The organism is Halorubrum sp. CBA1125 (genome assembly GCF_009742825.1).
Classification (GTDB): domain Archaea; phylum Halobacteriota; class Halobacteria; order Halobacteriales; family Haloferacaceae; genus Halorubrum.
In genome coordinates, this window is sequence record NZ_WPCE01000013.1 from 18,165 (window position 1) to 28,548 (window position 10,384).

Here is a 10,384-nt window from a genome sequence, read left to right on the forward strand (position 1 = left end):
AAGGCTGGCCAGAGCCTTATCCTACATCCCTATCTCTGAAGGGTCGTGACGTCCTCCCCACCCTACTCGCTCACCGCCGACGCGGTTCACTCCTCGAGGACGGGGCACTAGCGCCTGATTTTCAGGTGCGATTTCACCGTCAAAGCGGGCGTTCCATACCTTGCGCCTCACCCGTGCGCGAACCGATCGCGCTCCTCAAGCGCGAACGCCGTCCCGTATCGCTCGACCAGCGGCTCGTACGCGTCGCCGAGCGCCCGCATGCACGAAGCCGTCGAGACGTAGTCGAGCTCCGCGGCGACCGCGTCCCACGGCCGGCCCTGGAGCACCTTCCGGACGAGGAGACGCGCCTCGCGGTCGTCGAGGCCGAGATCGTCGTCCCGGGCGTCGCCGTCGATCAGCGCCGCGAGCGCCAGGTCCCTGAACGCGCCGGGCGCGCTGTCGTACATCCCCGGACCGAACGACGCGCCGACCACCGAGCGCCACTCGGTCTCGGTCAGATCGACCGGCACGGGCGCGGGACAGGCCCGGAGCGCGCCGACGACGACGTCGGGGTCGAGTTCGCGGTGGGCGTCCGAGAGCCCGTCGCGCTCCCGGTCGCGGAAGGCGGCGGCGTGCCGGTCGAGCAGGGCTCGCCCCGCGTGCTCGTCGTCGCCCCCGTCGTTCGCGTCACCGTCATCGCCGCCCCCGCAGTCTCGTCACCGCCCTCGTCGCCCGCCGGCCGGAGCATGATCGCGGAGTGCTCGCCGGAGGCGTCGTTTCGCGTGGTCGAGAGGTGGACCGTCCGGTAGCCCGCGCGCCGCCAGAACCGGAGGAGGCGGGGTGTCGCGCCGTACCCGACGGAGAAGTAATCGACGTCGTCGCCGAACTCCGCGTGGACCTCCTCGAGCAGCCGAGACCCGAAGCCGGCGTCGCGGAGCGCGTGGTGGGTGGCGATCCGGACCGTGCGGAGCCCCCGCGGCTCGCCGGCCGCCTCGTCGCGCAGTTGGCTCGTGAGCACGTCGGGGACCATGTTGCCGCGGACGCGCTCGCCCTCGTACATCCGTCGGCGGGTGTCGGTGTCGAGGGCGCCCTCGCGGGCGAGCAGCGCGACGGCGACGACGCGTCCCTCCGCGACCAGCGCTCGCGCCGCGAGGTTCGGCGCGTCGAGCAGCCGCGCGAGATCGTTCGGCTCCGTCCGGTAGTGAGCCGCGACCAGCAGACCGAACGCCTCGCCGAGCAGCGTCTCGTCGGCGAGCAGTTCGTCGGGCGAGAGCCGCCGGTAGGTCGCCTCCGCGACGGTCGCGTCGTCCACCGCCGCCGAGACCGCGGGTCGAGCGTCCAAGAGGAGCGCCCGCGACGCCCACGCCTCGACCGGGTCGCCGCGCGCGTACCGGATCGGTTCGTCGAGCCGAACGTCCCGGACCGCGAACGGACTGTCGAGCAGCCGCTCGCGGAACCGGATCGCGAAGCCGCGGCCGGCACCCTCGTAGCCGTGGACGGTCGTGCAGAAGGCGACCGCCGGCGCGTCGAGGAACCCCTCGAGCAGCCGCACCGGAAGTGCGGCCGCCTCGTCGACGATCGCGACGTCCGCCTCGTCCGCGACGTCGGCCGCCGCCGCGGGCGGCAGGAACCGGAGGCGTCCGCCGCCGGGGGCGTCGACGCGACGGGCGTCGCCCGCCGGCTCGGTCGCGTCCGGGTCCCCCTCCGCGATCAGCTCTCGTGCCCGCGCAAACACCTCGGCGGCGTTGCGGAACGCGGGCGCGGTGACGAGCACGTCGGCGCCGGAAAGCGCGAGCGCGCCCGCCGCGAGCCCGGCCGCGCTCGACTTCCCGCGTCCCCGGTCGGCCTCGACGACCACGGCGGTCCCGGGCTCGGCGAGCGCCTCAAATGCCCCGAGGGCACGCTCCTGGTCGGCGGTGCGACAGGCGGCGTACGCCGCGGGCGGGAACGCCGCGGTCGGCGGGGCGCTCGCCGACGAGGGAGACGCCGTTCGCGGCTCGACACCGGTCTCTGCAGTCCCGGTGAGCCCGTCGCGTTCGACCGCGTCGCGCCGGGGTCGTCGCCCAGCGAGACGATCGCGATCCCGGGGTGCGCGCGGAGCGTCCCGACGAGCCGCTCGCGGAAGCGGCCGGTCACGTCCGCGATCCCGTACGGCGGGACCGCGAGCGAGTCGTCGAACCGGTCGCGGGTCGTCGGCCACGCGTCGAGCGGCGGCGTCACGAGGACGAGCAGCCCGCCGCCGTCGACCGCGCCGACCGCGCGGCCGAGCGCGTTCGGGACGAACCGATCGTGACAGTCGAGCACGACGATCTCCCGCGTGCGCCCGAGGAGCTCGTCCGCGCTCCGGGGGCGGTGCTCCTCGAACCGGAACCCCGCGCGCGTCGAGACGACCGAGACGTCGTCGATCCCGGCGTCGGCCGCCTCGATCGCGTCGAAAGCGGCGTCGATGCCGCGGTCGCGGTCGCCCGCGAGCACGAGCACGCGCCGCTCGTTCGCCCGCTCGGCCTCCCGACGCAGCGCCCGTGTGACCTCCGCGATCATCCTCGGTCGTCGTTGCCGAGGCCCGGGGATGTGTCTTGCCCTTGCGCGGCGGTCGGCGCCGCGCTCGCGTCCGCCTCGGGGGATCCCGCCCCGAGAGGCGGGAAGCTTACGGCGGCGCGGAGCGTCGGGACGAGTATGACCACGGTCACGCTCATCGGCACGCGGCTCGCCGACGTCGGCCGCGAGTTCGTCTATCAGGGCGAATCGGCCGACTGCGAGGGGTGTCCTTACCGGAGCCAGTGTCTCAACCTCTCCGAGGGGACGCGGTATCGCGTGACGGGGATCCGCGAGAACGCGCAGACGCTCGACTGCGCCGTCCACGACGCCGGGGTCCGGGCGGTCGAGGTCGAGCCCGCGCCCGTCCCCGCGAACGTCCCGTCGAAGCGGGCGTACGCCGGGAGCAAGGCCTCGCTCGCCGGCCCCTGTCCGCACACCGAGTGCCCGAGCCACGGCTACTGCGTGCCCGACGGCGCCGATTTCGAGGAGGAGCGCGTGATCGACCAGGTGCTCGGCGAGCCGCCCCACGACGAGTGCGCGCTGGACCGGGACCTGACGCTGGTGGAGTTCCGGGCCGAGGACGGGTAGGCCGGACGGTCGCCGCTACAGCGACGCGACCGCGTTCAGCGTGATCCGGATCGCGCGCTCGACGTTGTCTTTCGCCTTCTCCGGCAGCTCGTCGTCCGAGTCTGCACCCTTCTGGGTCCCCGCGACGAGGTTGCCGTCGACGGTACAGATCGCGCCCGCCCGCAGCCCCTTGCGACGCGCCAGCGCAAACACGGTCGCCGCCTCCATCTCGATCGCCAGCAGGTTGGCGTCGTTCCAGTCGTCGACGTACGCGTCGCTCTCGTTGTAGAAGGCGTCGTCGGAGACGATCGGCCCGACGTGGATCTCCTCGTCGTTGTCCTCGGCGGCGTCGACGAGCCCGGTGAGGACGTCGTAGTCGGGGACCGCAGGGTAGTTCGCGGACTCGTACCGCTTGCTCGTCCCCTCCTCTTTGGCCGCGCCCGTCGCGACGACCATGTCGCCGACCTCCATCTCCGCCTGGAGCGCCCCGCAGGTGCCACAGCGGAGGAACGTCTCGACGCCGACCCGCGAGAGTTCCTCGACGGCAATCGCGGCCGACGGACAGCCGATCCCGGTCGAACAGATCGTGAGATCGCTTCCCTCGTAGCTCGCGTTGACGACCTTGTACTCGCGGTTCTGTGCCACCGTCTCGCTGTCGTCGCACAGGGCGGCGATCCGATCGACGCGACCGGGGTCGCCGGGAACGATCGCGATATCGTGGACGTCGCCCTCCTCGACCAGCAGGTGCGGCTGTTTCGCCATGTGAGCGACTCCAAGCGCCGCGCGCAAAAACCGACCGGTCCGTGGAACCACCGACCCGTGAACCGGGAGACGTGGAGATTCGATATCGCAGAATGAACTTTATCGACGGCGAACGACGGGATCGATACCACGATCGACGTAATCCGCATCGACAAGTCCATATGCCGGCCTCATGAAGAACCGTTTATGACTGCAGTCGGGATCGACGGCGTCGAGATCTGGACGGGGAACCTCAAGCTCGACCTGCCGGGGACGTTCGCGGCTCAGAAGGGCGACGACCCGGAGAAGTACACGAAGGGGCTCGGGCTCTCGAACTCCTCGTTTCCGGACGTCTACGAGGACATCGTCACGATGGGCGCGAACGCCGCGAAGCGGCTGATGGACCGCAAGAGGCTGGAACCCGAGGACGTCGGCCGGATCGACGTCGCTACCGAATCGGCGTTCGACCACTCGAAGCCGGTGTCGACATACATCGCGGGCTGTCTCGAAGCGGTGTACGACGGCGACTTCACCCACGCCAACAAGGGCGAGCGGAAGTTCGCCTGCGTGGCCGGCACGCAGGCGATAGACGACGCGTACAACTGGATCCGAGCGGGGCGGAACCGCGGCCGGGCGGCGCTCGTCATCACGACCGATACCGCGCTGTACGAGCGTGGCGATCCCGGCGAGGCGACACAGGGGGCCGGCGCCGTCGCGATGCTGATCGACGAAGAGCCCTCGATCGTCGAACTCTCGACGGAGCAGGGGTACGGCTCGAAAGACGAGACGGACTTCCTGAAGCCGAACCAGCAGTTCCCGAGCGTCGACGGGAAGCGGTCCGTGCAGGTGTACCTCTCCCGGATGCGCGAGGCGCTCCAGGACTACGAGTCCGTCACCGACGACATCTCGCTCGACGACTTCGTGTACGCCCCGTTCCACACGCCGTTCCCCGGAATGGTCCGGAAGGCGGCGCTTCTGGCGTACCGACACGTCATCCGCGACACCGAGTACGAAGACGCGCTCGCGGACGAGATCGGCAGACAGCCCCGCGAGACCGAGTTCTCGGACCAGGAGGAATACGAGGACGCCATCCGCGAGTACATGGACGACCTGAAGACCACGACACAGTACCAGACGTGGTACGACGGCGTCGTGGAGCCGACGCTGGGGCTCTCCCGGGAGGTCGGCAACTGGTACACGAGCTCCGTCCACATCGCCCGCGTCAGCGCGCTCCGAGACGCCCTCACCCGCGACCGGTCGTTCGTCGGCGACACGCTGCTCGTCGCCTCCTACGGCTCCGGCGCGCAGGCGGAGATCCACGCGGAGACGATCCGCGAGGGGTGGCGCGCGGAGATCGAGGGGCTCGACATCGACGACCAGCTCGACGCCCGCTACGACCTCACCTGGGAGGAGTACGAGGACGTTCACGACGTCCACGAGTACGACATGGACGTCAGCCGCGAGATCGAGGAGTTCACCCAGCCCAGCGGGGAGTTCGTCTTCACCGGCTGGGGGCGGATGAACGAGCGGCAGTACGAGTACGTGGAGTGATATCGAGAGCAGAGCGGGCACTCGGGTGACCCCGACCAGCCGGTAGGGAGCCGCAACCCCGTGAAAACGGCTGACACGGGATGCTCTCGATACGATGGTTTTAAACGACGCAAGGGTGAACCGGTACTCAATGGTAGCCATCTACGACGTGCCGGCCGACGCCCTCATCGAGGCGGTCGCCGCACGACTCGAAGACCGGATCGACGAGCCGGAGTGGGTCGAGTTCACCAAGAGCGGCTCGGGCCGGGAACTCCCCCCCGAACAGGACGACTTCTGGTACGTCCGTTCCGCGAGCCTCCTCCGGAAAGTCGCACAGAACGAGCCGATCGGCATCGAACGGCTCGCCACCGAGTACGGCTCGAAGAAGCGCGGTTCGAACCGCTACGTCGTCCGTCCCGGCGCGCACACCAGCGGGTCCAAGAAGCTGATCCGCTCCGCGCTGCAGGCCCTCGAAGACGAGGGGCTCGTCACGACCGCCGCCGGCGAGGGCCGTCGCCTCTCCGACGAGGGCGAGGCCTTCCTCTCGGAGGTCGCGGACGAGGTCTTCGAGGACCTCGACCGGCCGGAACTCGAACGCTACGCGTGAGCCGCTGCGGGATCGAGCCCCGGAGCAGGCGACTCGACGGACGTTGACATTCTCCCCGCACTGAACGGTTCGTTTCGAACGTTCAAAACAGCGAACGACCGACCTGTGCAGTGGCGTCGCCGGCGGCTCCCGTGGGACGGCACGCTGTTCCGTCGTCACCAGAACTCTCTGATTTCTGGTTGGCTCACGAGAGCAGAGCTCTCGTGAACGCCGGGCGTCGTCCACGCGGCTTTGGCGGGTACCACGTCAGCAATCGCGTATAACCGAGCAGTTGGGACGTTGGAGATGTGCTCCGCGGTGTTCACACGGCCGGGAGGTTAGACTGTAGAAGCCGCCGTCACACCACGAGTAGCCTAGGTGTATACCGCATAGCGCGATATAGAATATCCAACGACCGCCGGACCGGAGATCGCGGCGACCGACGAGGTTCGAGAGGCGCAGAAGAGCCGAAAACGAGACCGATCGATCAGCCGCGGCGGGGTACTATCCCGTGTTCTTCATCCCGGCAGCGATACCGTTGACCGTGAGCCGGAGCGTGCGCTCTTCCGCCTCGCTGCGGTCGTCGCGGCCGAGGAGGCTCGCCTGCAGGAGGTTCAGCGGGTCGACGTAGGGGTTGCGTCGTTCGAGGCTCTCGACGAGCCACTCGCGGCGGAGGAGTTGGTCGCGACCGCTGATCGCGAGTATCAGCTCTCGGCCGCGCTCGTACTCCCCGATCAGCTCCGGGAAGAACCGCTCGCGGAGGTCGTCGTCCGCCAGGGCGGCGTACTCGGCGGCGATCTCCGGCTCCGTGCGGGCGAGCGCGAGCCCGGCGTTGTCGAGGGTGGTCTTGAAGAACGGCCACTCCTCGTACATCTCCCGGAGGGTCGCTAACCCCGCCTCCTCGCCGGCCTCGTCGAGGTACGCGTCGATGCCGGAGGCGAGCGAGTACCACCCGGGGAGGATGAGCCGCGTCTGCGTCCACGAGAACACCCACGGGATCGCCCGCAGGTCCTCGACGGTGCGCTCGCCGGATCGGGACGCGGGCCGGGAGCCGAGGTTGAGGTCCTCGACGACGGAAATCGGCGTCGCCTGCCCGAAGTACGAGACGAACCCGTCGGTGTTCAAGAGGTCGCGGTACGTCTCGCGGGCCGCGGGCGCCATCGTCTCCATCGCGTCGACCCAGCGCTCCGGGACGTCCTCGGTGGGCGCCTCGTTCGCCTCGTGGCGCGCGCGGATCTGCGCGTCGAGCATCTGCTCCAGTTCGCGCTCGGCGATCCGGGGGTTGGCGTACTTCTCGGCGATCGCCTCGCCCTGCTCCGTGAACTTCACCTGTCCGGTGACGGTCTCGTTCGGGAGCGCGAGCAGCGCCTCGCTCATCGGCCCACCCCCGCGGGAGATGGAGCCGCCGCGCCCGTGGAACAGTCGGAGCGTGACGTCCTCCTCGCGGCAGAAGCGGGCGATCCGGCGCTGGTTCTCGTAGAGGTCCCAGTTCGCGGCGAGGAAGCCGTTCTCCTTGTTCGAGTCTGAGTAGCCGAGCATGACCTCCTGGACGTCGCCGCGGGCCGTGAGCGCGGCCGCGTACGCCTCGTTGTCGAACAACGTCCCGAGGATGCGCTCGGCGCCGTTGAGCGCCGACTCCGTTTCCAGGAGCGGGACGACGTCGAGTCCGCAGTGGTCCGGCAGGGAGACGACCCCGACCTGGTCGGCCAAGAAGAGCACCTCGAGCACGTGGCTCGGCTCCTCGGTCATCGAGATGCAGTAGGTGTCGATCGCCTGCTGACCGTACTCGTCCTGCCAGTCGGCGAGCGCCGCGAAGCGTTCGAGCACGCGCGTCGTCGTCTCGGAGACGTCGCCCGGGTCGTCGGCGTCGACGACCGGTTCCGGCTGGAGGATCGCCTCGGAGAGGAACGCGACCCGCTCGTCTTCGTCCATCGTCCGGTAGTCGACGCCCTCGACCGCGACCGCCTCGGCGACCGCCTCGGTGTGGTTCTCGCGGTGGTCGCGGAGGTCGAGCGACGCGAGCGTGAACCCGAAGGTGTCGACCTGCCGACGGAGGGGTTCGACGAACGCCTCGTGGACGGCGTCCTGCCCGTCCGCGAGCAGCGACGCCGAGATCGCGTCGAGGTCGTCGAGGAGAGCGTCGGCGTCGGGGTATCCACCGGGGCGAACGTCGTCCACCCGGTCGAGGCGCTCGCGCATCAGCCGGAGCTTCTGGCGGTACGGCTCGTCCGGGTAGCGCTCGCGGGCCGCCTCGACCACCGTCGGGAACCGCTCGGCGTCGTCGGCGAGCGAGGCGGAGAGCGCGTCGTCGACCGCGTAGCGCTCGCCGTCCTGGCTGAGCACCGCGGAGAGCCGCTTGCACTGGTCGCGGTACGTCTCGACGGCGACGGCGCGCTGGCGCTCCAGCGTCTCGGCGGTCACCTCGGGCGTGACGTACGGGTTGCCGTCGCGGTCCGAGCCGGCCCACGAGCGGAACTCGAACAGCTTCGGGCAGTCGATATCCTCGTACTCCTCAGCGATCGTCTCCTCGAACTCCTCGTAGGCGTCGCCGACGACGTCGAACAGCGTGTTCTCCAGGTACCACTGGACGTTTCGCGCCTCGTCTTCCGGCTCGGGCGGGCGCTGGCGGACCTGCCGAGTCCCCCACAGGCTCGTCACCTCGGCGGTGACGTCGCGCCAGATCGCGTTGCGCTCGCGGTCGGTGAGGTTGCGCTCGTCGAGTTCGCCGAGGTGGGTCGCGATCGACCGCAGTTTCGCTTTCACGGTGGCCCGGCGTGCCTCGGTCGGGTGAGCGGTGAACGTCGGCTCGATGAGGACGTCCGCGAGCAGCGATTCGAGCTCGTCGGCGTCGACGCCGGCCTCGGCGAGCTCCGAGACCGTGGCGTCGAGCGAGTCGTGGAGGCCCCCCTCGTCGTCCGCGCTCCGGATGGCCCGGACCCGTTCGCGCTCCTCGGCGAGGTTGATAAGCTCGAAGTACGTGGTGAACGCCCGGGCGACGACCTCCTCGCGCGTCTCCGAGAGGTCCGCGACGGCCTCGCGGAGGCGTTCTCGGCTCGTCGCGTCCCCACGGCGGTAGTCGATCGCCGCGGTGCGGAGCGTTTCGACCGTCTCGTAGGCGTCGGTCGAGGCCTGCGCGGCGAGCACGTCGCCGACCAAGGCGCCGAGTTCGCGGACGTCCGTTCGCACGTTTCTGTTGTGCAACGCCATACCACAGACAGCGTGGCGGATCGGTTAAACACGCCGTCCGAACGAATATTTTCCTCGTTATCGAGTTAATATCTCGATCCGATCGAGCGCGTCCGAACGCGGCGATTCTCGGTACGATGGAGGGTTCGTCACCCTTTTTAGCGGCCCGACCCGAACGGCGCGTATGAGTCAGTCCGACAAGTATCCGGCCGAATCCGGCCGGCGACGCTTCGTCAAGGGCGTCGTCGGAGGCGGTGCCCTCGCGGGCGTCGGCGCGATGGGCTCCGCGACGGTGAACACGCTGACGACCTCGGGGGGCGTCGGCGGCGGGTCGACCATCGCGATGACGATCCGACAGACCGGCGGCCCGGCGCCGCGCGGACTCCCGCAGATCCCGGTTCGGGTGACCGACGACGGGTTCCTCGAAGGGATCTGGCCCGAGACGCAGACCATCACCCAGGAGGGACAGGAGATCGAGGTCGCCCAAGAGCAGCTCGGCGGCGAGACCTACGCCGGCGCGTGGTTCCAGTACTGCGGCGTCGAGTCCCAGGAGAACATCCAGCCGGGGTTCGAGTCGGACAACCTGTTCCGCTCGGCGAGCAGTCCGCCGTACGACTGGCAGTCCGACGCGTACTCCGCCGGCGACCGGATCCACGTCGACGACTTCGCGGACTACGACGAGTGGGGCAACGGGATCGGCAGCGACGGCGTCGGGAAGCCGGCGAACGTCACCTGGCGGTCACAGGACACCGACGCCAGCCTGAACGTCATCGTCATCCGCTCGCCGCAGATCGAGGAGGCCGCCCAGAACGACGAGTGGCTCCAGGCCTCGACGGACCAGGGCTTCCTCGCGTACCTCAACGTCTGCACCCACTTCTGTTGTATCCCCGGCTACAAGGTGCTCGAGGAGTCGGCCCGCTACGACGCCGCCGACGGGACCTACTGCGTCTGCCACCAGTCGACGTACGACCCGTTTACCATCGAGGAGGCGCTGTTCATCGCCCGCCCCCGGCCGAGCGAGTAGCGCCGCCGACGCCGCGTTTTTCCCCCGGCTTCACGTACGCCCGCCCATGAGCGACGACATCCCCGCGAGTGAGGCCGACGAGACACGTTCCTCCGAGAGCGGTGCGGGATCGGAAAACGCCGACGCCGACGGCGCCGATCCGTTCGCGGCCGAGATCGACAAGGCCCGAGACCTGCTCGACGGCGACGGGATCGAGGCGGTCCACGTGGGCGTCGTCCGCGACGGCGAGGTCG

6 protein-coding genes and 2 pseudogenes are annotated in these 10,384 nt (G+C 69.7%); 5 read left to right on the forward strand and 3 right to left on the reverse strand.

All coding sequences use genetic code 11. The annotated features are described in order from the left end of the window. Positions 1-167 precede the first annotated feature (167 nt). Positions 168-2,520: pseudogene (gene tmcA / locus GJ633_RS02880) on the reverse strand (tRNA(Met) cytidine acetyltransferase TmcA). A 135-nt stretch (positions 2,521-2,655) separates the two neighbouring features. Between tmcA and GJ633_RS02885 the strand changes: the two are divergent. Next, positions 2,656-3,105, forward strand: a complete 450-nt coding sequence (locus GJ633_RS02885) for a UPF0179 family protein (RefSeq protein WP_156586986.1) — start codon at positions 2,656-2,658, stop codon at positions 3,103-3,105. A gap of 15 nt (positions 3,106-3,120) precedes the next feature. Here GJ633_RS02885 and GJ633_RS02890 read toward each other — a convergent pair whose 3' ends face one another. Further along, positions 3,121-3,846, reverse strand: a complete 726-nt coding sequence (locus GJ633_RS02890; protein ID WP_156586988.1) for a nucleoside phosphorylase — start codon at positions 3,844-3,846, stop codon at positions 3,121-3,123. Between the two features lie 186 nt (positions 3,847-4,032). Here GJ633_RS02890 and hmgB point away from each other — a divergent pair, with 186 nt between their 5' ends. Next, entirely contained in the window at positions 4,033-5,376 is a 1,344-nt protein-coding gene (gene hmgB, locus GJ633_RS02895) for a hydroxymethylglutaryl-CoA synthase (RefSeq protein WP_156586990.1), read from the forward strand. 130 nt (positions 5,377-5,506) lie between these two features. Further along, the gene (locus GJ633_RS02900) at positions 5,507-5,962 is read left to right on the forward strand and encodes a 30S ribosomal protein S19e (RefSeq protein ID WP_156586991.1); all 456 of its coding nucleotides are present in this window, start codon (positions 5,507-5,509) and stop codon (positions 5,960-5,962) included. A gap of 483 nt (positions 5,963-6,445) precedes the next feature. Here the strand turns inward: GJ633_RS02900 and ppc are convergent, their stop codons facing one another. Beyond that, on the reverse strand, positions 6,446-9,148 hold the full coding sequence (gene ppc, locus GJ633_RS02905; RefSeq protein WP_156586993.1) for a phosphoenolpyruvate carboxylase: 2,703 nt from the start codon (positions 9,146-9,148) through the stop codon (positions 6,446-6,448). Positions 9,149-9,311: 163 nt separating this feature from the next. Between ppc and GJ633_RS02910 the strand changes: the two genes are divergently transcribed. Both GJ633_RS02910 and GJ633_RS02915 read left to right on the forward strand, forming a co-directional pair. Further along, positions 9,312-10,151: a ubiquinol-cytochrome c reductase iron-sulfur subunit gene (locus GJ633_RS02910; RefSeq protein WP_156586995.1), complete on the forward strand. Its 840-nt coding sequence runs from the start codon at positions 9,312-9,314 to the stop codon at positions 10,149-10,151. A gap of 46 nt (positions 10,152-10,197) precedes the next feature. After that, positions 10,198-10,384, forward strand: a pseudogene (locus tag GJ633_RS02915) (hypothetical protein); the annotation flags it as partial.

Excerpts from the sequence above, each read along its gene's own strand:
- GJ633_RS02900 (WP_156586991.1), top strand. The coding sequence starts at position 5,507 with ATGGTAGCCATCTACGACGTGCCGGCCGACGCCCTCATCGAGGCGGTC.
- GJ633_RS02885 (WP_156586986.1), top strand. The coding sequence starts at position 2,656 with ATGACCACGGTCACGCTCATCGGCACGCGGCTCGCCGACGTCGGCCGC.
- GJ633_RS02910 (WP_156586995.1), top strand. The coding sequence starts at position 9,312 with ATGAGTCAGTCCGACAAGTATCCGGCCGAATCCGGCCGGCGACGCTTC.
- hmgB (WP_156586990.1), top strand. The coding sequence starts at position 4,033 with ATGACTGCAGTCGGGATCGACGGCGTCGAGATCTGGACGGGGAACCTC.
- GJ633_RS02890 (WP_156586988.1), bottom strand. The coding sequence starts at position 3,846 with ATGGCGAAACAGCCGCACCTGCTGGTCGAGGAGGGCGACGTCCACGAT.
- ppc (WP_156586993.1), bottom strand. The coding sequence starts at position 9,148 with ATGGCGTTGCACAACAGAAACGTGCGAACGGACGTCCGCGAACTCGGC.